Origin of the sequence: Streptomyces indicus (assembly GCF_900100315.1) — a bacterium.
In the GTDB taxonomy this organism is placed as follows: Bacteria; Actinomycetota; Actinomycetes; order Streptomycetales; family Streptomycetaceae; genus Streptomyces; species Streptomyces indicus.
The window spans coordinates 1-26,008 of sequence record NZ_FNFF01000021.1 but is presented as its reverse complement, the minus strand read 5'-3'; the positions used below and the strand labels follow the sequence as shown (position 1 = coordinate 26,008).

22 protein-coding genes, 1 tRNA gene and 1 pseudogene are annotated in these 26,008 nt (G+C 70.3%); 13 read left to right on the top strand and 11 right to left on the bottom strand.

Annotated elements, in window-relative coordinates; genetic code table 11:
• Positions 1-199: 199 nt before the first annotated feature.
• Positions 200-1,591, bottom strand: coding sequence for a cystathionine beta-synthase (locus BLT97_RS33005; RefSeq protein WP_093616953.1), 1,392 nt, complete (start codon positions 1,589-1,591; stop codon positions 200-202).
• Positions 1,592-1,828: 237 nt separating this feature from the next.
• On the opposite strand from BLT97_RS33005, the gene BLT97_RS33000 reads away from it, so the two are divergent.
• The 4 genes from BLT97_RS33000 (at position 1,829) to BLT97_RS32985 (ending at position 5,929) form a co-directional block, all read left to right on the top strand.
• Positions 1,829-2,887 (top strand): SGNH/GDSL hydrolase family protein, encoded by a 1,059-nt coding sequence (locus BLT97_RS33000; protein WP_093617065.1) that lies wholly within the window; start codon positions 1,829-1,831, stop codon positions 2,885-2,887.
• Positions 2,888-2,965: 78 nt separating this feature from the next.
• Positions 2,966-3,388, top strand: coding sequence for an SgcJ/EcaC family oxidoreductase (locus tag BLT97_RS32995; RefSeq protein WP_093617063.1), 423 nt, complete (start codon positions 2,966-2,968; stop codon positions 3,386-3,388).
• A 193-nt stretch (positions 3,389-3,581) separates the two neighbouring features.
• Positions 3,582-4,802, top strand: coding sequence for an acetyl-CoA C-acetyltransferase (locus tag BLT97_RS32990; RefSeq protein WP_093616951.1), 1,221 nt, complete (start codon positions 3,582-3,584; stop codon positions 4,800-4,802).
• Between the two features lie 257 nt (positions 4,803-5,059).
• Complete coding sequence (locus BLT97_RS32985) at positions 5,060-5,929, top strand: hypothetical protein (RefSeq protein WP_425442803.1); 870 nt, start codon at positions 5,060-5,062, stop codon at positions 5,927-5,929.
• Between the two features lie 95 nt (positions 5,930-6,024).
• On the opposite strand, the gene BLT97_RS32980 is transcribed toward BLT97_RS32985, so the two are convergent.
• The gene (locus tag BLT97_RS32980) at positions 6,025-6,306 is read right to left on the bottom strand and encodes a hypothetical protein (RefSeq protein ID WP_093616949.1); all 282 of its coding nucleotides are present in this window, start codon (positions 6,304-6,306) and stop codon (positions 6,025-6,027) included.
• A 145-nt stretch (positions 6,307-6,451) separates the two neighbouring features.
• Here BLT97_RS32980 and BLT97_RS32975 point away from each other — a divergent pair, with 145 nt between their 5' ends.
• Positions 6,452-6,682 (top strand): DUF4287 domain-containing protein, encoded by a 231-nt coding sequence (locus BLT97_RS32975; protein ID WP_093616947.1) that lies wholly within the window; start codon positions 6,452-6,454, stop codon positions 6,680-6,682.
• Positions 6,683-6,791: 109 nt separating this feature from the next.
• On the opposite strand, the gene BLT97_RS32970 is transcribed toward BLT97_RS32975, so the two are convergent.
• Positions 6,792-7,688: a Bax inhibitor-1/YccA family protein gene (locus BLT97_RS32970; protein ID WP_093616945.1), complete on the bottom strand. Its 897-nt coding sequence runs from the start codon at positions 7,686-7,688 to the stop codon at positions 6,792-6,794.
• A gap of 218 nt (positions 7,689-7,906) precedes the next feature.
• On the opposite strand from BLT97_RS32970, the gene BLT97_RS39140 reads away from it, so the two are divergent.
• Positions 7,907-7,981 (top strand): 50S ribosomal protein bL37, encoded by a 75-nt coding sequence (locus BLT97_RS39140; RefSeq protein WP_381671703.1) that lies wholly within the window; start codon positions 7,907-7,909, stop codon positions 7,979-7,981.
• 128 nt (positions 7,982-8,109) lie between these two features.
• Here the strand turns inward: BLT97_RS39140 and BLT97_RS32965 are convergent, their stop codons facing one another.
• Positions 8,110-8,772, bottom strand: a complete 663-nt coding sequence (locus BLT97_RS32965; RefSeq protein WP_093616943.1) for a GOLPH3/VPS74 family protein — start codon at positions 8,770-8,772, stop codon at positions 8,110-8,112.
• Between the two features lie 125 nt (positions 8,773-8,897).
• A complete protein-coding gene (locus BLT97_RS32960; protein ID WP_093616941.1) occupies positions 8,898-10,013 on the bottom strand; it encodes a YeiH family protein in 1,116 nt (371 codons plus the stop codon).
• Positions 10,014-10,242: 229 nt separating this feature from the next.
• Between BLT97_RS32960 and BLT97_RS32955 the strand changes: the two genes are divergently transcribed.
• Positions 10,243-11,550: an SAM-dependent methyltransferase gene (locus BLT97_RS32955; protein ID WP_093616939.1), complete on the top strand. Its 1,308-nt coding sequence runs from the start codon at positions 10,243-10,245 to the stop codon at positions 11,548-11,550.
• 110 nt (positions 11,551-11,660) lie between these two features.
• Here the strand turns inward: BLT97_RS32955 and BLT97_RS32950 are convergent, their stop codons facing one another.
• Together BLT97_RS32950 and BLT97_RS32945 are read right to left on the bottom strand one after the other, a co-directional pair.
• On the bottom strand, positions 11,661-14,213 hold the full coding sequence (locus tag BLT97_RS32950; RefSeq protein ID WP_093616937.1) for an ABC transporter permease: 2,553 nt from the start codon (positions 14,211-14,213) through the stop codon (positions 11,661-11,663).
• A gap of 59 nt (positions 14,214-14,272) precedes the next feature.
• Complete coding sequence (locus tag BLT97_RS32945; RefSeq protein ID WP_425442802.1) at positions 14,273-15,073, bottom strand: ABC transporter ATP-binding protein; 801 nt, start codon at positions 15,071-15,073, stop codon at positions 14,273-14,275.
• A 520-nt stretch (positions 15,074-15,593) separates the two neighbouring features.
• Here BLT97_RS32945 and BLT97_RS32940 point away from each other — a divergent pair.
• Both BLT97_RS32940 and BLT97_RS38130 read left to right on the top strand, forming a co-directional pair.
• A tRNA-Leu gene (locus BLT97_RS32940) sits at positions 15,594-15,676 on the top strand.
• A gap of 153 nt (positions 15,677-15,829) precedes the next feature.
• Positions 15,830-16,129 (top strand): hypothetical protein, encoded by a 300-nt coding sequence (locus BLT97_RS38130; protein WP_176953979.1) that lies wholly within the window; start codon positions 15,830-15,832, stop codon positions 16,127-16,129.
• A gap of 482 nt (positions 16,130-16,611) precedes the next feature.
• Here BLT97_RS38130 and BLT97_RS32935 read toward each other — a convergent pair whose 3' ends face one another.
• Entirely contained in the window at positions 16,612-19,554 is a 2,943-nt protein-coding gene (locus tag BLT97_RS32935) for a hypothetical protein (RefSeq protein ID WP_143041424.1), read from the bottom strand.
• 350 nt (positions 19,555-19,904) lie between these two features.
• Between BLT97_RS32935 and BLT97_RS32930 the strand changes: the two genes are divergently transcribed.
• The 3 genes from BLT97_RS32930 (at position 19,905) to BLT97_RS32920 (ending at position 23,816) form a co-directional block, all read left to right on the top strand.
• A complete protein-coding gene (locus tag BLT97_RS32930) occupies positions 19,905-22,034 on the top strand; it encodes a HAMP domain-containing protein (protein WP_176953978.1) in 2,130 nt (709 codons plus the stop codon).
• Positions 22,031-23,254: a poly-gamma-glutamate synthase PgsB gene (gene pgsB / locus BLT97_RS32925; RefSeq protein ID WP_093616929.1), complete on the top strand. Its 1,224-nt coding sequence runs from the start codon at positions 22,031-22,033 to the stop codon at positions 23,252-23,254. The genes BLT97_RS32930 and pgsB overlap by 4 nt, the downstream gene beginning before the upstream one ends.
• A gap of 82 nt (positions 23,255-23,336) precedes the next feature.
• The gene (locus BLT97_RS32920; protein WP_093616927.1) at positions 23,337-23,816 is read left to right on the top strand and encodes a poly-gamma-glutamate biosynthesis protein PgsC/CapC; all 480 of its coding nucleotides are present in this window, start codon (positions 23,337-23,339) and stop codon (positions 23,814-23,816) included.
• A 69-nt stretch (positions 23,817-23,885) separates the two neighbouring features.
• Here the strand turns inward: BLT97_RS32920 and BLT97_RS32915 are convergent, their stop codons facing one another.
• A complete protein-coding gene (locus BLT97_RS32915) occupies positions 23,886-24,452 on the bottom strand; it encodes a hypothetical protein (protein ID WP_093616924.1) in 567 nt (188 codons plus the stop codon).
• Between the two features lie 150 nt (positions 24,453-24,602).
• Here BLT97_RS32915 and BLT97_RS32910 point away from each other — a divergent pair, with 150 nt between their 5' ends.
• Positions 24,603-24,785 (top strand): hypothetical protein, encoded by a 183-nt coding sequence (locus BLT97_RS32910; RefSeq protein WP_093616922.1) that lies wholly within the window; start codon positions 24,603-24,605, stop codon positions 24,783-24,785.
• 211 nt (positions 24,786-24,996) lie between these two features.
• On the opposite strand, the pseudogene BLT97_RS39135 reads toward BLT97_RS32910, so the two are convergent.
• Both BLT97_RS39135 and BLT97_RS32900 read right to left on the bottom strand, forming a co-directional pair.
• A pseudogene (locus BLT97_RS39135) lies at positions 24,997-25,218 on the bottom strand (tyrosine-type recombinase/integrase); the annotation flags it as partial.
• 211 nt (positions 25,219-25,429) lie between these two features.
• Positions 25,430-25,885, bottom strand: a complete 456-nt coding sequence (locus BLT97_RS32900) for a MarR family winged helix-turn-helix transcriptional regulator (protein WP_093616918.1) — start codon at positions 25,883-25,885, stop codon at positions 25,430-25,432.
• Between the last annotated feature and the right edge of the window lie 123 nt (positions 25,886-26,008).

Sequence of the window (26,008 nt, the reverse complement as noted above, 5' to 3'; positions counted from 1 at the left end):
CGGAGGTCCTGCGCCGCTCGGTGCCGGCCGGTCCGGGGAGCCGCTCCCGTTCCTGCCGACACCCAGAACAATGCCGGACGTGTGTTAAGCGGGTGCTGCGCGGACGTGTCGCGTACGTACCGTTTGCACGAAGGCCGCGAAGCCGTGAGGCACTCGCGGCCTTCGGAGCCCGCACGGCACAACGGGCAGGCGGCTGGGGCTACTTGCCGCCGGCCAGGAACGCGAGCAGGTCCTGGCGGCTGACCACGCCCTTCGGCTTGCCCTCCACCAGGACGATCGCCGCGTCCGCGCCGGCCGCCGCACCGAGCACCGCCATCAGGTCGCCGACGGGCTCGCCGGAGCCGACCTGCGGCAGCGGGGCCGACATGTGCTTCTCCAGCGGGTCGTCGAGCGAGGCGCGCTGGGCGAAGAGGGCGTCGAGCAGTTCGCGCTCGACCACCGAGCCGACGATCTCCGCGGCCATGACGTCGGGGTGGCCCGCGCCCGGCTTCACGATGGGCATCTGCGAGACGCCGTACTCGCGAAGGACCTCGATCGCCTGGCCGACCGTCTCCTCGGGGTGCATGTGGACGAGGTGCGGCAGCGCGCCCTCCTTGAAGCGCAGCACGTCGCCGACGCTCGCGGAGGAGCCGGAGTCCTCGAGGAACCCGTAGTCCGCCATCCACTCGTCGTTGAAGATCTTCGAGAGGTAGCCGCGGCCGGAGTCCGGCAGCAGCACGACCACCACGTCGTCCTCGCCCAGGTCCTTCGCGACCTCCAGCGCCGCCACGACCGCCATGCCGCAGGAGCCGCCCACGAGCAGGCCCTCCTCCTTGGCAAGGCGGCGGGTCATCTGGAAGGAGTCCTTGTCGGACACGGCGACGATCCGGTCCGTGACGTTCTGGTCGTACGCGCTCGGCCAGAAGTCCTCGCCGACGCCCTCGACCAGGTAGGGGCGGCCCGAGCCGCCCGAGTAGACGGAGCCCTCGGGGTCGGCGCCGACGATCTGCACGCCGCCCTCGCTGATCTCCTTGAGGTAGCGGCCCGTGCCGGAGATGGTGCCGCCGGTGCCGACGCCCGCGACGAAGTGGGTGATCTTCCCCTCCGTCTGCGTCCACAGCTCGGGACCGGTGGTCTCGTAGTGCGAGCGCGGGTTGTTGGGGTTGGAGTACTGGTCGGGCTTCCAGGCGCCGGGGGTCTCACGGACGAGCCGGTCGGAGACGTTGTAGTACGAGTCGGGGTGCTCGGGGTCGACGGCCGTCGGGCAGACCACGACCTCAGCCCCGTACGCGCGCAGCACGTTGATCTTGTCCGTGGAGACCTTGTCCGGGCAGACGAAGATGCACTTGTAGCCCTTCTGCTGGGCCACGATGGCGAGTCCGACGCCGGTGTTGCCGGAGGTGGGCTCGACGATCGTGCCGCCGGGCTTCAGCTCCCCGCTCTTCTCGGCCGCCTCGATCATCCGTACGGCGATGCGGTCCTTCACGGAGCCGCCCGGGTTGAAGTACTCGACCTTGGCCAGGACGGTCGCCCTGATCCCTTCGGTCACCTTGTTGAGCCTCACCAGCGGGGTGTTGCCGACGAGACTGATCATCGAGTCGTGGAATTGCACCGTTGTCTCCGGGTTCTCCGGTCTTTGCCTGGGACGGCCGTCAGCTTAAGGGTGCGGCATGCGCGAGGACGGCCACTCTGCGCACAACAGGACGGCCACTCCGCGCACAAGGCGGGGGCCACTCCGGTGCAGAGAGATTGGATGACCTGCGCGACGGGGCAAGCAGTTGGTGTACGGCGCCGCGTGACGCCGCGGCGTGGACGGCGCCGCATACGCCGCGGTGTGAACGGGAGGTGGCTGCGGTCCATGTCGAGGGCGAGGGTGGCACGGCGGATCGCCGCGGGAGCGGCGTTCGGCGGCGGAGGGATCGGGCTTGCGGGCGCGGCCGCGGTGGGTCTGGTGCTGGCGGAGGTGCAGCTGGCGAAGCGTTCGGTGGGCAACGGGATCGCTCCCATCCCGCCCCGCGCCAACGGACTGTACGGACGGTCGTACGCGGACGGCTCCCCGCCGCTGCGGCTCACGATGCTCGGCGACTCCACGGCGGCGGGACAGGGCGTGCGCAGGGCGCGGCAGACCCCGGGCGCCCTGCTCGCGCAGGGACTCGCGGCGGTGGCGGAGCGCCCGGTGGAGCTGCTCAACGTGGCGCTGCCCGGGGCCCAGTCCGACGACTTGGACCGCCAGGTCACGCTGGTGCTCGCGAACAGCGGCCCGGTCCCCGACGTCTGCGTGATCATGATCGGTGCGAACGACGTGACGCACCGGATGCCGCCCACGAAGTCGGTCCGCTACCTCTCCGCCGCGGTGCGCAGGCTCCGTACGGCGGGCTGTGAGGTGGTGGTGGGCACCTGCCCCGACCTGGGCTCGGTGGAGCAGGTGTACCAGCCGCTGCGGTGGCTGGCCCGCCGGGTCTCCCGCCAGCTCGCGGCCGCCCAGACGATCGGTGTCGTCGAACAGGGCGGCCGCACCGTGTCGCTGGGCGATCTGCTCGGCCCCGAGTTCTCGGCGAATCCGCGCGAGATGTTCTCGCTGGACAACTACCACCCGTCCGCGGAGGGCTACGCGACAGCCGCGATGGCGGTGCTTCCGACGGTCTGCGCCTCGCTCGGCCTCTGGCCGGCGGAGGAGGAGCGCCCGGACGCGACCCGCAACGAGGGCTTCCTGCCGGTGGCCCGCGCCGCGGCCCAGGCGGCTTCCGAGGGCGGTACGGAGGTCACGGCCGCGATGCCGACCGGGCCGCGCGGACCGTGGGCGCTGCTCAAGCGCCGGCGCCGGCAGCGGATCGAGGAGCCGGAGCCGGCTGCGCCCGCCCCGGCGGCTTCGGCGCCGTCCGAGCCGACGGAGCGTGCGGCGCCCTGAGACGCGCGCACCTGCCGCGGGGCGAAATTCCTCAACCCCCTTGACCTCAAGCTTGCTTGAGGTCCGAGGGTGGTGCGCATGAACACGACGACAACGACTTCGCAGCAGGACGTCCGGGCCGACCTCGAAGCCATCGAGCAGGTCATCGCCACGCTGGAGCACGCCCAGGTGAACGAGGACGTGGAGGAATTCCTCGGCCTGTTCCGCGCGGACGCGATCTGGACCACGGCACACGGCAAGCTGCTCACCGGGCTCGACGAGATCGCCGCGTTCACGCGCAGGACGCTGCCCGGGGCCATGACGGACGGCTCGGTCAGCTACGAGCTGGTGGACGTGCTGTTCATCCGCCCCGACGTGGCGGCGGTCAAGGCGCGCGGCCAGTACCTGACGCTCGACGGCGAGCCCACGGGCCACCCGACCTCACCCCTGTATGTGATGGCCAAGGAGGACGGCCGCTGGCTGCTCACGGCGAACCAGAACACCTTCACGCTTCCGGAGTGAGGCCTACTGAGCGTACGCTTAGGACCGCACGACTAAGCGCACGCTCAGAAAGAGGCGGGCGTCACAGTCCGTACCCGGTGACCTTGACCGTACGTACGGGTAACTTCCGATTCGGCCGTGCCGCGGACCTCCCGGCCGGCCGAGCCGAAGCCGGACGCCCACCTCAGCCGCCCCCCGAGAACCGGAGCCCGTGATGCCCGAAGCCGTGATCGTCTCCACCGCCCGCTCCCCCATCGGCCGCGCCGGCAAGGGCTCCCTCAAGGAGCTGCGGCCCGACGACCTCACCGCCACGATCATCCAGGCCGCCCTGGCCAAGGTCCCCGAGCTGGACCCGAAGGACATCGACGACCTGATGCTCGGCTGCGGTCTGCCGGGCGGCGAGCAGGGCCACAACCTGGGCCGCATCGTCGCGATCCAGATGGGCATGGACCACCTGCCGGGCTGCACGGTCACCCGGTACTGCTCCAGCTCGCTCCAGACGACCCGGATGGCACTGCACGCCATCAAGGCCGGCGAGGGCGACGTGTTCATCTCGGCCGGCGTCGAGACCGTCTCGCGCTTCGTCAACGGCTCCTCGGACGGCATGCCGGGCACGCACAACCCGATCTTCGCCGAGGCCGAGGCCCGTACCGCCGAGGTCGCCCAGTCCACCGGCGCCTCCTGGCACGACCCGCGCGAGGACGGCCTGCTGCCCGACGCCTACATCGCGATGGGCCAGACCGCCGAGAACCTGGCCCGTATCAAGGGCGTGACGCGTCAGGACATGGACGAGTTCGGCGTCCGCTCGCAGAACCTCGCCGAGGAAGCCATCAAGAACGGCTTCTGGGAGCGCGAGATCACCCCGGTCACGCTGCCCGACGGCACGGTCGTCTCCAAGGACGACGGCCCGCGCGCCGGCGTCACCATGGAGGGCGTCTCCGGTCTCAAGCCGGTCTTCCGCCCCGACGGCCTGATCACGGCCGGCAACTGCTGCCCGCTGAACGACGGCGCCGCGGCCGTGGTCATCATGAGCGACACCAAGGCCCGCGAGCTGGGCCTGACCCCGCTCGCCCGCATCGTCTCCACCGGCGTGACCGGCCTGTCCCCCGAGATCATGGGCCTCGGCCCGGTCGAGGCGAGCAAGCAGGCCCTCAAGCGCGCGGGCCTGACCATCGACGACATCGACCTGGTCGAGATCAACGAGGCCTTCGCGGCCCAGGTCATCCCCTCGTACCGCGACCTGGGCATCGACATCGACAAGCTGAACGTCAACGGCGGCGCCATCGCCGTCGGCCACCCCTTCGGCATGACGGGCGCCCGCATCACCGGCACGCTCATCAACAGCCTCCAGTTCCACGACAAGCAGTTCGGTCTGGAGACCATGTGCGTCGGCGGCGGCCAGGGCATGGCGATGGTCATCGAGCGCCTGAGCTGACCGTACGGATGCGAACGGCCGCGCTGCGCGACCGTTTTCGGCCACGCTGCGCCGAGCCCCGGCCGTGACCCAATCTCCCCCAGGATGTGACCAATGTCCTGGGGGAGCGGCATATCCGCAGGTCAGCGGTGTACACCCATACGGGTGAGGTCAAACGACCCGTCCGATTCGTGACCTTCTCCACTGACAGGCTTTACGCCCGCACGACAAGCTGTTGTAGGAAGTCGGGGGTCGACTTTGAAACCAGGAGTACGTCAGTGAGTGTCACCTTGAGTGTCCTGCTGCTCGCCATCGCCGCTGCCACGGCCATGGTCGGCGCCGTGGCGCTGCACACCGTGCGGGGCCTGCAGAAGCAGATATCCGCCCTGCGATCCGAGATCGCCGCAGGCCAGGCCCGTGTGCCGGCCGCCCGCAGCGCCGTGGAGCACCCCGGTACGGAGGCCATCCGCAGCGCCGTCGCCGAGGCCCTGGCCGAGGAGCGCGAGCGCGAGCTCGCCGAGGCCCGCGCGTTCTGGGCCGCCCAGGAGGCGCGCGACGCCGCCGACGCCCCCTCGCTGCTCGGCACCCTGCCGCCGCACCTCGCGGAGGAGCTGTTCCTGCCGCGCCAGTCCGACTTCGTCGGCCTGGAGCGCGAGCTGGGCGAGCTCGACCTGGAGGGTCTCGAGCGCGACCTGGAGCTCGCGGAGGCCGCCGAGGAGCTGGCCACCGCCGACGAGCACCCCGGCGACTCCCCCGAGCTCGCCGCCGCCCGCCGCCGCCACCCCTCGCACCCGGACTTCGTCCCGGTGCAGGCCGCCGGCCCCGCCCGCGAGAGCGCCGCGCTCTCCGGCGACCACGAGCACACCGTGACCCGCCTCGCGGCCCTCGCCGACGCCCGTACCGCCCTGTGCGACGTGCGTCCGGGCCCGCTCGGCACCCTCGACGTCTACGTCTTCACCGACGGCACCACGCTCTGCATGACCCCGGGTCACCGCGAGACCGCGGAGCGCCTGGCCGCCGCCCTGGAAGGCGGCGACACCCCGGTGCTGCTCGGCGGCTCCGGAGTCTCCGGCGCCTACTCGCTGACCTTCGCCTGCGGCGAGGAGAACGTGTACATCCTCGCGGACCGCGTCATCGCCTCCGCGTAAGGCGCCGCGCTCCCGCGCGCGGCAGAGTCGACCCCCACACGGCAGTGCGCCGGGGAGCCCTTGTCGGGCTCCCCGGCGCACTGCCGTTTCACGACTCACACACCGGCGCGTTTCTGCGCCTCCTCGACCAGAGCCACTGCTTCCGCGAGCTCCTCATGATTTTCCAGGACGAGCGCCAAGTCCCGTCCGGCGACCGTGACTTGATCGGCCACGGCGAACATCCCGGCGTCCGCCATCTCGTACGGCCCGCCCTCGACGCCCTCGATGATCTGGGCACGCCGTGCCAACTCCCTGGCCAGAGCGAGCGCTTCGGCTGCGGCGCCCCTCTGGAGGCGGCTCTGCGGTGCGGCCCGCAGCCGGTCGGCGAAGCGGTCCACGGCGGCGTTCAGCGGCGTCGTATCAAGCACAAGGCGACCCTATGCGCCGCTCGCGGGGCATTGCCAACAACCGAACGCTCAGGCACGGTGGCGTGAAGAGGACTTCCGACCCCACACGCCCATACGCCAGCGTCCGGAGGCGCCGATGTCCCTAGTCTTCTCCGAGGAGACCCATCGCAACCTGCTCGCCCGCATCCCCCACTGCACGGGCCGCGAAGTGTCCGACTGGCTCCGCGCCGTCGACGACGGCCCCGCCTTCCTCCGCTTCGAGGAGAAGGTCAGCTGGCTGCGCCACGAGTACGACCTGTCGTACGGCCACGCCAAGGCGATCATCCACGAGTACGACATGAGGAGGGCCGCGCGCAGGCTGCGTTGAAGCCTCCCGGCGACGACCGCACGATGTGCCTGCATACGTGAAAGGGGCTCCCGGCGGAAACCGGGAGCCCCTTCGCGTACTGCCGACGGCCTGGCCGTCAGTGGTCCTGCTAGTCGTTGCCTTGCAGGATCGAGATCAGACGCAGCATCTCGAGGTAGATCCAGACCAGCGTCATGGTCAGACCGAAGGCGGCCAGCCAGGACTCCTCACGCGGCGCGCCGTAGGCGATGCCGTCCTCGACCTGCTTGAAGTCCAGGGCGAGGAAGAAGGCGCCGAGCAGGATGCCGACGATGCCGAAGACGATGCCGAGGCCGCCGCTGCGGAAGCCGAGGCCGTCGCCGCCGCCGAAGACCATGAACAGCAGGTTCACAGCCGTCAGGACCAGGAACGCGGTGGCCGCGATGATCAGGTAGCGCGTGAAGCGCGCGGTGACCCGGACGATGCGCGTCTTGTACAGCACGAGCATCGTCACGAACACGGCCATCGTGCCGAGGACGGCCTGCATGGCCGCGCCCTCCGCCACGAACGTGTTGACGTAGTTGCTGATGGCGCCGAGGAACAGGCCCTCGAGCGCGGCATAGCCCAGGATCAGCGCGGGGACGGGCTTGCGCTTGAAGGACTGCACGAGCGCGAGCACCATCGCGACCAGACCGGCGCCCACCGCGAGCGGCAGCGCGAGGTCCATGATCCAGGCGACGGCGGCACCGGCGATGACCAGGCCGAGCGTGATGCCCGTACGGGCCACCACGTCGTCCATCGTCATCCGGTTACCGGTGGTCACGGGCGCCTGCGGCGCACCGTGCTGGAGGTCCTGCTGCGCGTACGGGTTCTGCGCGTAAGGGTTCGTCGGCGCTGCGGTGGGCTGCGCGTACGGGTTGCCGCCCGCGTACGGGTTGCCCTGAGTGCCTACGGCGGGGCCCCCGGCCTGCGGCCCGGCGTTGAAGCCCGCGTGGCCGTTGTCGCGGCTGAACCCCCGTCGCGAGAAGACCGGGTTACTGCTCCTCATCTCACTCCTCCATGGCCACCCTGCGCGGCCTTAGGTCAAGAGTAATGCGTTAGCAAAAGATGCACCCTAGTGCTCAGGGAGGATCTTTCCCATCCCCTTGAACGACGGGGCACTCGCCTCTGTTCCGGACGCGTACCCAGGGCCGCGAACCTAGACTCGTCAGGGCATGGGCAAACAGCCCGTAGCCGTGCAATACGACGCAATTCCAGGGAGGCCGCATGTCCACCCGAGGCAACAAGCGCAGGGCCCGCAAGAAGAAGAAGGCCAACCACGGCAAGCGCCCCAACACCTGAGCCACCGCCTTCCCCCACATGGAGGACGGACGAAGGACCGCACCCGGAGCAGGGTGCGGTCCTTCGCGGTGTGTGCGGCGGGCCGGCGGCGGCGTGGCCCAGCGGGTCAGCCGACGGCGGTCCGCGGGTCAGCCGACGGCGGTCGCGACCGTGGCCGCCGTGATCGCCACCATCACCGCGGTCATGTCGCGGATGGCGGCGCGCACGCTCTCGCCGGCCCACTGCCCGTCGGCCACCTCTTCCATGCGCGGCGCGAGCTCCTTCTTGCGCTGGCCGGGGAAGGCCACCGTGTGCAGGCCCGCACCGTGGATCAGGGAGACCAGTCCCGCCGTGCGCACATCGGGCTCGGCGCCCTCGAGCACGACCGCCCGCAGCCGCTCCCGCAGCTCGGTCTCGACCGCCCCGTCCGCCTCCGGATACCGGCGTACGGGGAAGATCCCCATCGTCTTGCGCTTCTCCTCCACGAGCACACCCCGCTCGCAGAGCCGCGCGACGGTCGGGGCCACGGCCTTGCCCTGCTCCTTGGTGAGCCAGTAACTCACGTGCCGCTTCCCGCGCTTGCCGATCCAGCCGGGGAGCTGGGCGAGCCGCTCGTCGAGCAGCGGCTCCCCCGTCTCGGCCGTGTCCTCGAGCACGATGTGCTTGTCGTCGATGGTCACCCGCCCGGCGAGCACCAGCTCGAGCAGGATCCCGCCCGCCACCGCCCAGGCGGCGGCCTGCCTCTGCTTGGCGGTCCCGGACTCGTCGTCCAGCGACAGCAGCATGATCTCTTCGGCCAGCGTGACGGCCATACGTCCCCCTTCACCTGCGTACACCGGATCGCGCACGCACTTACTCGGTCACCGAGGATCTTGCCCCATGGCGCCGGCTTTCCCGCGTCTTTACCTCAGGTCGCCCGGACCCCGCACGCCCGGCATCAGCTCGTGAGCAGCACGCCCGCGTACGCCGCCGAGCCCACGAGGACCCACGCGCCGAGGCCCAGCGTGGCCAGCTTGGCGCCGGAGCGGGTGAGGGTGGGGAAGTACACCGCGCTGCCGAGGCCGAACAGGGCGGCGGCGAGCAGGAGTTCCTGGGCGGTGTCGGCCGCTTCGAGAAGGCCGGGGGTGACGAGTCCGGTGCTGCGCAGGGCGGCCATCACCAGGAACCCGGCGACGAACAGCGGCACGAGCGCGGGCCGGCGCCCCTGCGCCTCCGCTCCTGCCTGTGCCTCCGCCTCTCCCCCGGCCCCCTGCGCGCGCCTGTGGTGGAGGGTGAAGGCCACGCCGGCGACCAGCGGCGCCAGCATCGCGACTCGTATGAGCTTGACGAGGACGCCCTCGGTCAGCGCGTCGGGACCCGCGGTCTGCGCGGTGGCCACGACCTGGCCGACGTCGTGCACACCCGCCCCGACCCACCGCCCGAATTCGACCGCGTCCATCCCCAACGGGCCCTTCAGGAGCGGCAGTACGACGATGGCGAGCGTGCCGCAGAGGGTGACGAGGGCGACCGACGAGGCCACCTCGGCCTCGTGCCGCTCGTCGTGCTCGCTCTTGCCGAGCACGCTCGAAACAGCACCGATCGCCGATGCCCCGCAGATCGCGTAACCGGTGGCGACGAGCAGCGACTGGTCGTCGGAGAGTCCGATCCGGCGCCCGAGCCACCGGGTGCCGAAGAAGGTGGCGGCCACGACTCCGACCACCATGACCAGGCTCTCCCAGCCCAGCGCCACCACGTCGCCCAGGCTCAGCTTGAGTCCGAGCAGGACGATCCCGGCGCGCATCAGCCGCTTCCCGGCCGTGGAGAGCCCGGCACGTCCCGTACTGCGCACGAACCCGCCGACGCGGGGCAGATGCGCCGCGACGACACCGAGCACGACGGCCGCGGTGAGCATCGGAACCCCGGGCCACAGCGCATGCACCCCGGCCGCCACGGCCACGGCGAGGACGGCGAGCAGCAGCCCGGGCATGTTCCGCCCGACGGCCTGTACGAGAACGAGGCGCCTGCTCCGCGGGGTGGTGCGGGCCGAGGTGCGCTCGGGACCTATGAGAACCATGATCCCAGCGTGCGCCCGGGACGAAGCCCCCGCTAGACGCGATCTGGAGGGGAGGTCATAGACCGCGCTTATGGGGGGTCGGCGGAGGCGGGGCACCGGGCGAGAAGGCCTGTGGATCACGTCCCGGGGAGCGTGCCCATCCCCCGAAAGGCGCCCCCGGGCTTGAATTCGGGGTGTGCGGTGTTGACGTGGGTGAGGAACCGTTCCGAGACAGGGAAGGTGATCCACCATGCCGGACGCCGCGCAGCGGCTGACCACGCTCGCCGAGCAGCTCCTGGGCGCAAGACTCCCGGTGCGGCTGCGCGCCTGGGACGGCAGCGAGTACGGCCCCCCGACCACCCCCGGCACCCCCGCCCCGCCCACCCTCGTGATCCGCCACCGCCGGGCTCTGCGCCGCATCCTGTTCAAGCCGGGCGAACTCGGCCTCGCCCGCGCCTGGGTGGCCGGGGAGATCGACGTCGAGGGCGATCTGTACGAGGCGCTCGGCGCGATCGCCGGTCTCGTCTGGGAGCGCGAGGACCTGCCGGCCCCGCCCCTGCGCGACCCCGCCACGCGCGCCGCCGTACGCGAACTCGTGCGGCTCGCGGGCCCGCTGCCGCCCCCGCCCCCGCCGCGCGAGGAGGTCCGCCGCCGCACCGGCGCCCTGCACACCAAGGTCCGCGACCGGCAGGCCGTCAGCCACCACTACGACGTGGGCAACGACTTCTACGAGCTGGTACTCGGACCGTCGATGGTCTACTCGTGCGCGTACTGGTCCGCCCCCGACGGCACCCTGGAGGACGCCCAGCGCGACAAGCTCGAACTGGTCTGCCGCAAGCTCGACTTGAAGCCTGGCATGCGCTTGCTCGACGTCGGCTGCGGCTGGGGCTCGATGGCGGTGCACGCCGCCCGTGAGCACGGCGTGGAGGTCGTCGGCATCACGCTCTCGCGCGAGCAGGCCGCGTACGCGAGGAAGCGCATCGCCGAAGAAGGACTCGCGGACCGCATCGAGATCCGCGTGCAGGACTACCGCGACGTCGACGACGGCCCGTACGACGCGATCTCCTCCATCGGGATGGCCGAACACGTCGGCTCGGCGCGCTACCTGGAGTACGCCCGCGACCTGTACGCCCTGCTCAAGCCCGGCGGGCGGCTGCTCAACCACCAGATCGCGCGCCGCCCGCAGGAGGACGAGTCGGCGTACCGGATCGACGCGTTCATCGACGCGTACGTCTTCCCCGACGGCGAGCTCTCCCCGGTCGGCAGCACCGTCGCGCAGCTGGAGGCGGCCGGGTTCGAGGTGCGCGACCTGGAGTCGATCCGTGAGCACTACGCCCTGACGCTGCGCCGCTGGGTGGCGAACCTGGAGGCGGCCTGGCCCGAGGCGGTCCGCCTCTCCTCCCCGGGCCGCGCCCGCGTCTGGCGGCTCTACATGGCGGCCAGCGCCCTCGCCTTCGAGCGCAACAGGATCGGCGTCAACCAGGTCCTCGCGGTCCGCACCCCGACGTCCGGCGCCTCGGGCCTGCCCCTGCGCCCGCGCCCCCAGTGGCACCTCTGATCCCCGCGTACGACTGATCCCCGGATCTCCGCGTACGACTGATCTCCGCATACGACGCAGGGCCCGGCTCCCGAGGTGGGAGCCGGGCCCTGGCCCGCGTACCGGAGCGGTCACTCCGCCTTGATGGCGTCCAGCATGTTCAGCTTCGCCGCCCGCCGCGCCGGCCACAGCGCCGCGAGGACACCGACCACACCGGCCAGGGCGAGGAAGACGCCCATCCGGCCCCACGGGATGACCAGCGTGTACGTGGTCATCAGGGACTTGAGCAGCTCGCCCGTGGCCCAGCCGAAGAACAGGCCGAGCCCGATGCCGAGCACACCGCCGAACAGCGAGATCACGATGGACTCGAGGCGGACCATCCGCTTGATGCCCTTGCGGTCCAGGCCGATCGCCCGCAGCATGCCGATCTCCTGGCGGCGCTCGAACACCGACATCGCGAGGGTGTTGATCACGCCGATCACCGCGACCAGGACGGCCATCGCGAGCAGCCCGTACAGCATGTTCAGGATCATGTTGAAGATGCCGCCGATGGCCTTGGAGATGTCGGCCTTGTCGTCGACCGCGATCGCCGGGTTCTCGCCGAGCGCCTTGACCAGCTTGTCCTTCGTGGCCTCCGAGACGCCGTCCGAGGTCTTCAGCATGACCTGGAAGTCGACCGGGGTCTTCATGTGCGGGTCGAGCACCGAGGTGTCGACCATGAGGCCCTTGATCATCTCGTTGCCCTCGTAGACACCGACGATGTTCAGCTTGCCGCGCTTGCCGTCCTCGAAGACCGCGTCGACGCTCTGGCCGTTCTTCCAGCCGTACGCCTTGGCGGTGTCGGTGTCGACCACCGCGTTGTCGCCGGTCAGGTCCCAGCCGCCGGCGGTGAAGTCCAGCTGGACCAGCTTGTCGATGGTCTTGCCGTTCACGCCGACCAGCTGGTCCGCGCGGGAGCCGCCGTCGGTGGTGAACACCTTGGCGGGCGACATCCGCAGCGGCGAGGTCTCGGTGACGCCCTCGGTCTTCGCGAGGGTCTTCTCGACCTCGGGGGACAGCGGCGACTGGTTGCTCATCGAGACCACGTAGTCGCTGCGCAGCGCCTCGGTGGCCATCTTGTCGATGGACTTCTGCAGGGTGCCGGCGATGACCGTGATGCCGGTGAGCAGGGTCAGACCGATCATCAGGGCCGAGGCGGTCGCGGCGGTGCGGCGCGGGTTGCGCACCGCGTTCTGCCGGGACAGCTTGCCCGAGACGCCGAAGGCCTTCAGGAGCGGCGCGGCGGCGCCGATGACCGGGCGGGAGAGCAGCGGCGTCAGGACGAAGACGCCGATCACCAGGAGGGCTGCGCCCAGACCCATCGGGAGCTTGGCGTCCGAGGCGGCCATGGTGCGGCCGTAGAGGACGGCGGCGATGCCGAGGCCGCTGAAGACCGCGCCGATGGTGTTCCGTACGACCAGGCCCTTGGTGGTGGGCGTGGCGTGCAGCGCGTTCATCGCGGCGACCGGCGGGATCTTCGCGGCGCGGCGGCCCGGCAGCCAGGCCGAGAGCATCGTGACGATGATGCCGACGGCGAAGGCGGAGACGACGGTGGCCGGGGCGATCACGGTCGGGCCGTCGGGCAGGCCGACGTTCGTGCCGAGGACGGCGCGCATGCCGACGCCGATGCCGATACCGGCCGCGAGACCGACGACTGCGGCGACCAGACCGACGAAGAACGCCTCGGCGAGGACGGACCGCGTGACCTGCTTGCGGCTCGCACCCACCGCGCGCATCAGCGCGATCTCCTTGGAGCGCTGGGCGACCAGCATGGTGAAGGTGTTGGCGATGATGAAGATGCCGACGAACAGCGCGACTCCGGCGAAGACCAGCATGAAGGTCTTGATGCCCGAGGTCTCGGCGTCGATGGACTTCTCCTGGTCGGCGATCAGCCGGTCCGCGGTGTCCAGGTCGGCGGTCTTCGGCACGGTGGCGGCGAGGGTGTCGCGCAGCTCGGCCTGGCCGGTGCCGGGGGCGGCCGTGACCTGGATCTGGTCGTACTCGCCGGGCGCCGCGAACTTGTCCTGCGCGGTGGCGTTGTCGAAGGCGACCAGGGTGCCGCCGGCGGAGACCGAGCCGTTGTCGTCGGCGTCGAAGATGCCCACAATCTTCGGCGTGATCACCGGTCCGTCCACGGACAGCCGCACGGTGTCGCCGACCTTGTAGCCGGCCCGCTCGGCGGTCTTGGAGTCGAGCGCGATCTCGTCGCCGTTCTGCGGGCCGCGGCCGGACTCCATCGGGTAGCGGCTGTCCTTGCCGTCCTTGCCCGGGAGGTAGTTGGTGCCGGTGGAGGCCCACCCGTCACCGACGAGCTTGCCCTTCTTGTCGGCGACGGCGGTGTAGCCGGAGATCGACGCGGTGGCCGACTCGACGCCCGCCGTGCCCTGCACCTTGTCGAGCAGGTCCTGGGTGAGCTTGGGCGCCTGTCCGGGCTTGCCCTCGGCGTGGTTCCTGCCCTCCTTGGGCGTGATGACGACGTCGACGTCCTTGTAGTTCGTCGACGCGTTGTTCTTGATGGCCTGGGAGACCGAGTCGGTGAAGACCAGGGTGCCGGACACGAAGGACACGCCGAGCATCACGGCGAGCACGGTCATCAGCAACCGGGCCTTGTGCGCGAGCACATTGCGCAAGGCAGTACGGAACATGGGAAGTCTCTTGTCTCAGTACGGAGTTGACTGCTGGCTGCGGCGGTTCGGGCCGGCGGTCAGCTCGTGCGGCCCTTGGCGTCGAACCGCTTCATGCGGTCGAGCACGGAGTCCGCGGTCGGCTCGTACAGCTCGTCGACGATGCGTCCGTCGGCGAGGAAGACGACGCGGTCGGCATACGCGGCGGCCACCGGGTCATGGGTGACCATCACGACGGTCTGGCCGAGTTCGCGTACGGAGTTGCGCAGGAACCCGAGCACCTCGGCACCGGAGCGCGAGTCGAGGTTTCCGGTCGGCTCGTCCCCGAAGATGATGTCGGGCTTGGACGCGAGCGCCCGCGCCACCGCCACCCGCTGCTGCTGTCCGCCGGACAGCTGCGAGGGCCGGTGCGAGAGGCGGCCGCTGAGCCCGACCATGTCGATCACCTGCTGCACCCACTGCTTGTCGGGCTTGCGGCCGGCGATGTCCATGGGCAGCGTGATGTTCTCGTACGCCGTCAGGGTCGGCAGCAGGTTGAAGGCCTGGAAGATGAAGCCGATCTTGTCGCGGCGCAGCTTGGTCAGCTGCTTGTCCTTGAGCGACCCGAGCTCGGTGTCACCGATGCGCACGGAACCGCTGCTGAAGCTGTCCAGACCGGCGACGCAGTGCATCAGGGTCGACTTGCCGGACCCGGACGGGCCCATGATCGCGGTGAGCTGCGCCTGCTGGAACTCGACGGTCACGCGGTCCAGGGCGACCACCTGGGTCTCGCCCTGGCCGTAGACCTTGGTCAGCTCGGTGGCCCGGGCGGCTACGGCGGTGGCCTGGGTGGCGAGGGGGGTGGTGGTCACGGGGGCGTGCTCCTGACGGGACGGGGACATCTGACGTGTTCGGATGTCTCCATCGTCACCGCGTAAAAGGCGCGTGAAGTCACCCCTGGCTCCGGTTCTGCACGCCCTCTTCAGGCTGACGGCCCGACCCCGCAGTCATCCCCAGGTATGAGTCCGGACCCTGAGTCCTTCGTCCTCCCGGCCGCGGGGCGGGGCGCGCTCCGGCGCCCTGCGCGGGACCGGCCGGGACCGTCCGGGCTCCGTCCGGGGCTCTTGTCCGGGGCCGTCCGGGGGCCTCGTTCGGACCCGTCCGAGACCGGCCGGGTCCAGCCGGGGACCTGCCCCGACCTCGGAGACGACCTGACAGGGGGCGGAATTCCGTCAATCCTGCACGCGCCGGCGCACCTCGCCCGGGTGAGCACAGACCGCACACACCATGCACACTCGACCACCCGTCACATCTGACGCCCCGTCAGTCGTCAATAAAATAAGACAACATCGGTCTGTCGTTGCGCTGTTCGGGGGATGTGTCCGGATAGGCTCGGACTCCGCTCAAGCGATCCCGCGGCCTGCCCGGATGGTGGAATGCAGACACGGCGAGCTTAAACCTCGCTGCCCCTCGGGGGCGTACCGGTTCGAGTCCGGTTCCGGGCACCTTTTCTGTCTGCGGAAATGGGGAGGGCCGCCCCCGTGTGGATCCCAGGAGCGATCCTTCCAGCCCTGCCCAGTTGCACTCCTGGTTGCAGTTACGGTCCCCAGAGGGGTGCGAACGTCTCGACGACAGCAGCGGCTGGGGCAGCTGGCTCGATGCCGCGTACATCAACACGGCCCGCGACGTACCGCCGCAACTGCGGGGTCTACCTCGCACGCAAGGCGGTCGCCTTCGCCGGCGCCCGCGCCCGCGTCCACGAACCGGAGCAGGCCGCGGCCGTCGGCCTCCAAGCCGTCGGAGTCGCCGCGGAGACGGGATCCGCTCGCATCGTCACCGAGCCGGCCAGGCTCGACGAGGCGCGATCAACTCACCTGGTACGCAAGCCTCGTCACCTGCCGACCGGCACGGAGGAGCATCGATGCTCCGCCCGTACGTTGAGTCGTCCCGAACTCTGAGCACACCTCCGGCTCGGAGAGGAAGCGGTCATCGACTGCGAAACCCCCGTCGAGCAGTCGCTGCCGCAGTCGCTCGCCCAATGGTCGGGTTGCGGACTGCTCCGGGTCGCGGACGGCCCACCCCACCCCCGGGTGCGAGGTGATGAGGCCCTCCTCCGAGAGCAGCAGGGTGGTTCCATGGCCACGCAGCCAGGCGAACCCCGGACGGAGACGGTCACGCGGACGTCGAAATGTGCCAGATTCGAGGGCGCTGGTTGGGGGGGCGGTGTTTCATGAGGTCCCAGGCGGACTGTGCTGGGATCTCCCCGGCCACCATGCCGCCCCCACCGCTCCCACTGTGACCGAATCCGTGTCGAGGTTCGCCGAGCCCGCGCGGTTGCGTGTTGCCTTGAATCGCCTCCGAACGCGGCGTCGTCGGGTACGCGAACATGCCTGTGGGGCCGGTTTCGGACCGGCCCCACAGGCATGTTCTGCGACAGATCTCAGCGCTCCCTGCGCCGCGCCCGGACGACGAGGGCGGTGCCCGCGACGGTCAGGCCGAAGGCCAGGCCGCCGAGAGCGTACGTGCTGGTGTCGGCACCAGTGTCCGCCAGGGACGGGTCACCGGGGGCCGGAGGCTCGTCGGGGTCGGCCGGAGGCACGACCGGGGGCTTCGGCTTGGCCGGCGGGTCGGCCGGGGGCTTCGGCTTGGCCGGGGGCTCGGGCTTGGCCGGCGGGTCCTCCGGATCCTGCGACGGGTCGTCGGGGTCCTGCGGCGGCACCGGGATCGTGACCGGGACCGGCGGCTGCGGCGGTGCGTTGTCGACCACCCTGACCGTCGCGTCCCCCGACTGCACCGGCAGCGCGAGACCGTCGGCGCGGGCGCCGATGCGGTTGGTGTAGACGTCGTCGTGCACCGCACCCTTAGTGGCGAGGAGCAGGTCGTACGAGTGGGTCTCGTTCGGCGCCAGCGGTCCGGGCCACTTGATACGGAAGCCGGTGACCTTGGACAGGTCCTTCGGGCAGCCCGTGGTGCCGAGCTCGGCCTGCGTGCACCAACGGGTCGCCCCACCAGTGGAGTTGGTGGGGTCCGCCGGGTCGAGGTCGATGTCCGCCGGGTCCGCGAGGGTGTAATAGACGGTGCCGTCGCCGAGCGGGCCCGGAGCCTTGGCCAGGCCGACGGTGCCGTGGAAATCGCTCGCGGGTTTGCGAGCGTCGCTGTTGTACGGCAGGGCGTCGATGATGTCGAGATTGCGCAGCGGGCGCGGGCTGTGGTTCGCGATCGTCAGGTTGTAATGGAGGTCGTCGCCCACCTTCTCCACGGGGACCGGGGCCTCCTTCTCCACCGCGAGCGCCGCACCGTGCGCGATACGCAGCGCGGAGGTCGACTTGCGCTGCTCCTCCGGGCTCTTGTCCGCGGGCGTGGAGGTCACGACCTCGTTCACGGCCGTGGTCTCGGGGGCCGTGGAGCTGGCCCGCACGGTGAACGTGATCGGGTCGATGGGCTCGTTGACCTTACGGTCCTTCAGGACCCAGGTGACCGTGGTGGTCCCGTCCGGGTTGGGCCGCACGCTCTGCGGCTCGACGGAGGCGTCTCCCGCGTACTGGATGTGCTTGGGCAGGGTGTCGACGACTGTCACGTCGTGGGTGCCGGTGCCGTTGGCCTTGGAGGTCAGGCTCGGGTAGAGGGCGTAGGTCGCGGTGCGCCCCGCGGTGATCAGGAAGCTCGGCCGGTCGACGGCGGTCTCGGCCGTCTGGCCGGGCTCGACGACCCGCTTCTTCACCCTGGTCAGGACCGAGGTGACCGTGAGGCGGTCGGCCGCGCGGCCCAGTGCCTCGTCCGGGTCACCGGTGTCGTGGACCCACAGCTGACGGGCCTTCGCCTCACCGAAGTTACGCAGCCGTGCGCCGTCCTCGACGCCGTCGGCGACCTTGAGGTTCGTGTAGTAGTAGCCCTGCCGGCTGCCGGGGAGCGTGCCGGTGAAGCGGACCTTGCCCACGGCCGCGATGCCGCCGGGCACCTTCGTGGGATCGTCGAACCAAGGGCCGTCGGCGTCGTTGCAGTCGGCCTGCTGGATGTCCCGCGGGCTGCCCCAGTCGGCGGCGGCGTACTCGATCTTGACGGGGTTTCCGGTGTTGCGGGAGAAGGCGTAGACGCCGTTCGCGTCCGGGCTGAGGGTCTGCACCTCGTTGTCGAAGGTGTCGCACGCCATGACCGGATCGTAGGGCGTCACGCCGGAGTTGGTGATCCGGATCCGGCTGCGGAAGGTCTCGTCCGGGGTGACGAAGCCGTCGCCGGTCTTGTAGTCCGTGGCGGTGCCGCCCGGGCCGCCCTCCATGTCCTCGTACTGCTTGTTCAGGAGCAGCCGGCCGTTGATCACGACATTGGTGACGGCGCTGTTGTTGCCCGTCGGCTCGGTGCCGGAACCGTAGTTGCTGAGGCCGGAGACGCTCCTGGGGTCGAAGCCGGAGTAGGTGTTCTTGATGTCGACGACGCCGCCGGGCTTGCCTTCGGCCGCCGCGTTGATCTCGTCCTGCGGGATCCAGATCCGGATGTAGCCGGAGATCACGTACGAGGAGTTCGCGCGCAGCGCGCGGCCGTTGGTGGCCCGGGTCGGCACGTGGTCCGCGGTGGTGTCGGCGCCGGTGATGGTGACGCCGATGTTCTGGCCGGGGGCCGGCTGCGTACAGGCGAAGGTGCCGGACTCGGTAACGCCTGCCGCGCCACCGTCGCGGCCCGCGGGCTGGCTGCCGGGCCGGCTCGCCGGGAAGGGGCCGCAGGCCGCCATCGGACCCCAGTCGTAGAGCCGGGCGCCCGCCGAGGCCTTGCCGTCCAGGATCTGCGAGATGTCGTCCGTGAACGAAACCGGTGAACTCAGTGCCTCGGAGCCCAGCTTGGGAGAATGCGCCGGATCGGCCTGGGATTTTGTCTCGACCAGGATCGGGAACTGGTAGACCATCCCGGGCTCACCGTTCGGGCCTTCCGCCTGATTGCGGGTGAGGCTGCCACCCTGTTTGCTCAGGTCGAACTTCGGAGCCGCGGACACGGTGACGGGCTTGGCGTGCACCGTCTTTCCCGGTGCATTGTCGGAACTGACCGTGGCGGAGAGCGGAAGAGTGTCGCCATTCTTGGCTTCGCCCGTCACATGAAGGAGTACGGGAACGCTGCGGGAGGCATTCGTGAGATCGCCCAGGTTGCAGATCAGCTGCTTTCCGTCGATCTTCGAGCCGGGACCGGTGCAGATCGTGGGAAGCTGCCGCCATTCGGTGCCCGCGGGGGCGTCGAGCGTGAAGGTCTCGTTCTTGGCGGTACCCCCCTTCACATTGACGTCCACCTTGTACTGCACGGTGCTGTGGGTCCGCACGATCCCGTTGTTCGCACCCGAGTCGAGGCCCGGACCGTCCGTACTCGTGAAATTGCCGTTGCCGTCCTTGGCCACGCTCACGGCGATATTGATGGTGGGTGCCGCGGCCGCAGCGGCCGGCCCGGTGATCGAGGCCCCGGAAGCAGTGAGGAACCCTGCCGCCAAGGCGATCCGAAGTGGACGCCGTTTCCGCCAATGCATGATCTTCCCTCTCCTTGCTGGCCCTCCCCTTCTAATCGATGACAAAGATCGGCAAAATCAAATCGCTCATAACTTTTGACGGACTGTAGGCCGTTTCACTCGTCTGTCGGTACGCTGCGGCAACTAGACGAACTTTCCTGCAATTCGGAACACGCCATATTAGGTCCGTATGAACGCAGCGGGCGTGGGTCATGATTCTGGCCGCAACGACGGTGCGGAAATCAGGAGCCATGGCCCAGACCCCGGAGCGCAGACGTGTTCTGGGCCGTCGTGCGGATGTACCGCTGCTCGGTGGCGCGCGGCCGCCCCTCGTCCTTCTGTCGGCGCTGCTGCTCGGCGTCTGCGTCTTCACCGCCGTGACCGTCGGCCGCGCGGACGACACCCCGGTGTCCCAGGCCGTGCTCGACGCGCAGCAGTTCATCGCCGAGGACGGGGCCGGTACGGTCGGTTCGGCACTCCGCCAGCAGGTACGCGATCTCCCGCACGCCACAAGGATGTTCGGCGCTCTGCCCCCTCGGGAGATGGTCGCGGCCATCAGCGGCTCGTATCAGAAATGGCGTGGTCTGGCGCTGCGTGACCCGGCCACCGGGCGGACGCTCGCCGCCACCGGCGAGGCGATCCCCGCGACGGGCCCGCTGCCCGCGACCCCCTCGGCTGCCCTGGCCCGTCTGCCCGACGGGCAGACGCGCCTCGTCACCCACGCCACCTTCCAACCTCCGGGCAAGCGACCGCTGTTGTTGCTCGCCTCTGGGGCTCTCCGGATGCCGCCGGACGCGGCGGGGCGCACCACCCTCGTCACCGACCCCGCGGGTCAGGTGCTCGCCGCAGCCGGTGAACGGGCATCCGATCCCGCGCTGCGGGCGTCCGCCGGCGCCCGGCGGACGCCCGTCGTGACGGACGGACCGGATCGCCAACTCGCCCTCGGCAGCGCTCCCGTGGCAGGCGACGAGACCGTAGAGGGCTTCGGGCTGACCCTGACGACGGCCGTGTCCGTGCCGCGCGGCACCGCCGCACGCGGCGACGCGCGCCTTGCGCTGGCCGCCGCGGCCGCCCTGCTCGCCATCACCGCGCTCACCACCTGGCTGCTGCGTCGCAGGGTGCAGCAGCCGCTGCTGCGCCTGGGCGAGGAGTCCGGACGCCTCGCCCGCGGAGAGACCTCGCAAGCGGTACGGGTCCGCGGGTGGGGCGAACCGCTGCGGATCGGGGAGGCGCTGGAGTCCCTGCGGGCCGAGCTCCGTTCAGGCGAACCGATTCTTCCGCGTGCTGCCGCCGCCCCGGCATGTAAGGGGCTCGGCAGCGTGCGAGCCACGGCACTGCTGTGCACGGCCCTGGTCGCGGGCTGGGCGCTGACCCTTCCGCTGCTCAACCACGCGGACGCCCAGGACCGGGTTCGCGAGCAGGCGGCCCGCACACTGCTGGGCCGCGACCAGGGCTATCGCACCCAGGCCACCGCCGACCGACTGCGCCGGCTTGTCCTCGAGGCGGCAGCCGACCTGTCCTCCCTGGCGCCGGCCGTACGGCGGGATGCGGCGCAGGCGTCCGCACTCCTGGAGCAGGCCGCGGCGGACGGACAGCGCTGGCGTGCGCTGTACCTGCTCGACCCCACGGGCGCTGTACTAGCCACGGCGGGCGACTCCCCTACCGCGTACGACTGGCGACCGCTGCTCGCCTCGCTCGCCGAACCTACGACGGTGCAGCTCAACCACTCCGGCAAAGAGCCCTTGGTCGCCGCGCTCGCACCGCTCGGGAACGGCGCCATGCTGGTCGGTGAGCTCGAACCGGAGCTGCTCAGCGCGCCGTTGGACCACCCCGGGATCGGGCGGGCCTGGCTGGTCGACGCCCGGTCCAAGGTCATCGGCGGCAACCGCGGGTTCACGGCGTTCGCCTCACTGCCCGGCCAGGGCGTGGTCGGCACACTCACCGAGTGGTCCACCGACAGCTCGCTCGGCGATCTGCTGCGCGGGGCCGACGCGCCGGCGTTCACGGCCGACGCACCGCTCACCGGCCCCGGCCCCGTGGCCCGCCTCGGCTGGCGCGTGGTCACCGAGAAGCCGCTTTCCTGGTCGGCGCTGCCCTCGTACGAGACCGAACGCCGGTGTGTGGTGGCCGGGTTGCTCGCGCTGGCCGCCGTCCTGCTGTGCATGGGCTGGCTGCATCTGGTGGTGCTGCGGCCGCTGCGCGAGGCGGCGCGGGCGGCGGTGGCCCTTGCGGGTGGGGACCGGCGCACCGTCCTGTACCCGCGGCACGCCGACGAAGTGGGAACGATCATGCGCAACCTGGATCTCATCCGTCGTCGGCTCGCAGCGGAGCAACCGGTCGACCGGAGCGGGCACGACTTGAGCAGGCAGGAGGACGGGTGAGCTTCCTCTACTGGATCCTGCTGCTCTCCGCGCTCGCTCTCGCCGCCGGCGGCATCGTCGAACAGCGGCGGCACTTCGCAAACCTGGAGCGGGTGCCGCACCGCGTCCTCGTCAACGGGATCCGCGGCAAGAGCTCCATCACCCGTCTGTGCGCGGGCGCACTGCGCGGCGGCGGGCTCGTCACGGTCGCCAAGACCACCGGGAGCGCCGCCCGCTTCATCCACCCCGACGCCACCGAGGAGCCGGTCTACCGCAAGTTCGGGATCGCCAACATCATCGAGCAGGTCGGCATCGTGCGGCGGGCCGCCGCCTACGCGCCGGACGCCCTGGTGGTGGAGTGCATGGCGGTGATGCCGGACCTCCAGGAGATCAACCAGGAGAAGCTGATCCGCTCCGACATCGGGGTGCTCTGCAACGTACGCGAGGACCATCTCGCCGAGATGGGCCCCACCCTCGACGACGTGGCCCGCTCACTCAGCCGGTCCATGCCGGTCGGCGGGGTCTGCGTGACCGCCGAGCGTGAGCGGCTGCCCATCCTGCGCGCGGAAGCGGCGGCCCGCGGCTGCCGGCTCGTCGTCGCGGACCCCGAGTCCGTGACCGACGAGGAGCTGGGCGGGTTCCACTGGTACACCTTCAAGGAGAACGTCGCCATCGCCCTCGAAGTCGCCGGACTGCTTGGCGTGGACCGGGAGGCCGCGCTGCGCGGCATGTACGCGGCACCGCCGGACCCAGGCGTTCTGACGGTGCTCAACTTCCGTACTCCCGAGGGCACTTCACTCCGCTTCGCCAACGTCTTCGCCGCCAACGACCCGGCGTCCACCCTCATGAACATCGAGCAGCTGCTCGGCGCCGGCGCGATCCGGCGTCCGCTGCACGTCCTGATCAACTGCCGCCCCGACCGCGTCGAACGCAATGTGCAGATGGGCCGCATCGTCCCGGACATCGCACCCGACACCGTCTACCTGATCGGCCATCCCACCAAGAGCGCCCGCAGCGGCATCCCGGCCGCGTACGGAGGCGAAGTGGTCGATCTGGGCGGCAGCGCACGCCATCCCGACGAGATCCTCGACGAGCTGATCGCCCGTGTGGACGAGGCCGGCGCCCCGGTGTCGCTGGTCGCGATCGGCAACATCCACGGCCAGGGTGAGCTGCTCCTCGAACGACTCGACCGGCTGCCCCGCGACAAGGACCCGGCCGACGCCGCCGAGGATCCCGTGTGACGCCGCCGAGGGCCCCGTTCGACGACATCGAGGCGCCCCGATCCCCGGACCGACCCCGGCAGGTTCCCAGGAGACCCGCACCATGCCTGTAGTTCTCGCCCCCGAAGCGGCCGCCGTGGGTATCGCGGTGGGGCTCCTGCTGTCCCTCGTCTGCTACCTGGTGACCAACCTGTCCCCCGGCGGCATGATCACGCCGGGCTGGCTCGCCCTCGCGATGGACAAGGATCTGCGCCTCGCCCTGATGGTCGCCGGTGTCACCGCTCTGACGTACGTGAGCTCCCGGGTGCTCCAGCAGCTCGCGATCCTGTACGGCAAGCGGCTGTTCGCGGCCGTCGTGCTGTGCGGGGTGGTGCTCCAGACCACGGTGTACGTCCTGATGCAGCAGCAGTACCCGATGTTCTTCGCCGACCAGACTCTCGGCTACATCGTTCCCGGCCTGATCGCGTACCAGCTCATCCGGCAGCCGCCCAGGGCCACGCTGCTGACGACGGGCGTGGTCACGTTCTGCGTGTACGGCGTGATCATGGTCGGCGGGCTGCTCGGGATGCTGCCGAGAGCTTGAGCGGCCGCCGAGGCCGAACACGCCGCGGCCCGCCCCCGGACCCGGGGGCGGGCCGTCCGACTGCTTCGCTCAGCTCACCTTGGAGCGGACCGGAACCTCGAAGCGGAACTGGGACAGCCAGCCCATGGCCCGCATGGTGCGGTTGCAGGAGTCCTCGCGGCCCTCCTTGCAGCGCATCTCCCAGGCGTTGTGCATCTTGCCGTCCTTGCCCTTGCGCTTGGCCACGGAGACCAGGATGTTGCGGTTGGTGGCGGCGGCCACGTACCGGGCGCGGCAGGTATCGGTGGGCAGGCACCAGTAGTGCTCGTTCTTGCCCTTCGTGAAGCGGAACTTGCCGATGACGTCCAGGGCCGAGAGCAGGGAGTTGCAGCCCTGCTCCTCGCCCTTGCGGCAGGTGTAGATGTACTTGCTGCCCTTGGCATCGGTGCTCACCAGGAAGTGCCGGTTCACCAGGACGGCCGCGGTGCGGGCCTGGCAGTTGTCCATCCGGGTGCACTCGATCTTCTCGACCGTCTTGGTCTTGGGCTTGGGTTCGGGCTTGGGCTCGGCGGCCGCGGGGGCGCCGGACACCAGCGTCAGGGCCGCGCCCGCGGTGACGAGTGCGGCGAGCGGGGCCGCCAGAGTGCTTCTGTGCATGAGGTGCCTTCGTTCGACGTAGGGCTGGTCTGCCGCCGGAGGTGGCGGAGGTCGCAGACCTATGTGACCGCTGACGACCCGTCATATACGCCTCGGTCCACCTAATGCCTCTCTTTGGTGACTCCTCTTGGCTCATCGGCTCACTGATGGGTGGTTTCACCGAGCTCCCCGGACTGTGAGGAGTGCCTCGAGAACAACCTCGAGCGCTACCTCGACGCCCTCCTGACGAAGAAGACGGCCAAGTACAAGACCCTCTTCAAGGGCGAGAAGGGCGACCCGGGCACCCCGGGCGGCCCTGAAGACCCGCAGACGCCCCGAGGGCCCTCCTGGTAAGGACGGCAAGGACGGACTTCGAGGTCGCGAACCCCGGCGAATCGAACAGGATCACGCTCCAGCTGGCTTGAATCTCGCTGCCCCTCGGGGGCGTACCGGTTCGAGTCCGGTTCCGGGCACCTTTCTCGTCTACGGAAAGGGGGAGGGCCGCCCCCGTGTCGATCCCAGGAACGGCCCTTCAGGCCCAGTTCAGTAGCACTCTCAGTTGCCGTTACGGTCCCCAGAGGGCGTTTTCGACCCGGTGCGCGGCATCCTTCGCGAGCTTCCGCGTCGCGTGCGCGTAACGCTTCGGGACGGCGAGGGAGGAGTGCCGGAGGATCTGCTGCACGACGCGGATGTCCATTCCCCGCTCGTGCATGAGGGTCGCCGCCGCGTGCCGGGCATCGTGGGTGCGCGACGCCCGGATGCCGGCCTCCCGCGCGAGTTCGTTCCACTCCCCCCAGCGTCTAGCGGCTGTACGCGGCCAGGAAAACGCGGACGGCCTCGTCCGCCTAGCGCGACAACTCCTGCGATGTGCCTGCCTTGTCGGCGCCCTGGAACAGGGCCTTGTTCAGCGGGATCGACAGGACCAGCCAGTTGAAGTGTTGAGATTGCATGCCCAACCTTGGGAGCGCGCCCGGAAGCGGGAGCGCTTCGCGGGGACGTTACGCGTGAGCGGTGGGATCGACGTCCTTGAGTCGCTCGATGGCCAGCACCAGCGTTGCGGCGAAGGTGTCGAGCCGCTCCGGGGGGAGGTCCGCGAACAGCAGGGCGGCCAGTTCGTCGCGCCCCCCGCGTAGGCCGGCGGTGAACTCGCGGCCCTTTGGAGTGAGGGAGACCAGCGTCGCGCGGCGGTCGGTCGGGTGCGCCTCGCGAGCGACGAGGCCCTCCTCCTGCAGGGCGTCCAGGAGGCCGGTGACGTTGCGGGGCGTGACGCCGCGCGCGGCGGCCAGGGCGCGCTGGGTCATCGGACCGTCGTGGAACAGGGCCCACAGCACGCCGGCACGCGCGAGGGTCAGCCCGCGATCGGCCATGCCGCGCTGCATCAGTGCGCCCAGCACCTCGGTCAGCTCGAAGAGCCGGTCGAGCGAAGCTCTGGCGGGACCGGGTCGCTCCGGCATATCGTGAAGTGACTTCACTATGTAGTACCTCCGCATATCAGGGTAGCGCCTCGCGCCGCCCGCAGAGGAGACGGAGCCATGGAGCAATCCACTCGCCAGACGGCCAAGGCCCGTCCCGTCTTC

Bases quoted from the DNA above. Each gene is read 5' to 3' on its own strand.
- BLT97_RS32995 (WP_093617063.1), top strand. From the start codon at position 2,966: ATGAACACGACGACAACGACTTCGCAGCAGGACGTCCGGGCCGACCTC.
- BLT97_RS32990 (WP_093616951.1), top strand. From the start codon at position 3,582: ATGCCCGAAGCCGTGATCGTCTCCACCGCCCGCTCCCCCATCGGCCGC.
- BLT97_RS38130 (WP_176953979.1), top strand. From the start codon at position 15,830: ATGCCGCGTACATCAACACGGCCCGCGACGTACCGCCGCAACTGCGGG.
- BLT97_RS32965 (WP_093616943.1), bottom strand. From the start codon at position 8,772: ATGGCCGTCACGCTGGCCGAAGAGATCATGCTGCTGTCGCTGGACGAC.
- BLT97_RS32975 (WP_093616947.1), top strand. From the start codon at position 6,452: ATGTCCCTAGTCTTCTCCGAGGAGACCCATCGCAACCTGCTCGCCCGC.
- BLT97_RS32955 (WP_093616939.1), top strand. From the start codon at position 10,243: ATGCCGGACGCCGCGCAGCGGCTGACCACGCTCGCCGAGCAGCTCCTG.
- BLT97_RS32900 (WP_093616918.1), bottom strand. From the start codon at position 25,885: ATGCCGGAGCGACCCGGTCCCGCCAGAGCTTCGCTCGACCGGCTCTTC.
- BLT97_RS32915 (WP_093616924.1), bottom strand. From the start codon at position 24,452: ATGCACAGAAGCACTCTGGCGGCCCCGCTCGCCGCACTCGTCACCGCG.
- BLT97_RS32920 (WP_093616927.1), top strand. From the start codon at position 23,337: ATGCCTGTAGTTCTCGCCCCCGAAGCGGCCGCCGTGGGTATCGCGGTG.
- BLT97_RS32960 (WP_093616941.1), bottom strand. From the start codon at position 10,013: ATGGTTCTCATAGGTCCCGAGCGCACCTCGGCCCGCACCACCCCGCGG.
- BLT97_RS32950 (WP_093616937.1), bottom strand. From the start codon at position 14,213: ATGTTCCGTACTGCCTTGCGCAATGTGCTCGCGCACAAGGCCCGGTTG.
- BLT97_RS32945 (WP_425442802.1), bottom strand. From the start codon at position 15,073: ATGTCCCCGTCCCGTCAGGAGCACGCCCCCGTGACCACCACCCCCCTC.
- BLT97_RS32970 (WP_093616945.1), bottom strand. From the start codon at position 7,688: ATGAGGAGCAGTAACCCGGTCTTCTCGCGACGGGGGTTCAGCCGCGAC.
- BLT97_RS32930 (WP_176953978.1), top strand. From the start codon at position 19,905: ATGGCCCAGACCCCGGAGCGCAGACGTGTTCTGGGCCGTCGTGCGGAT.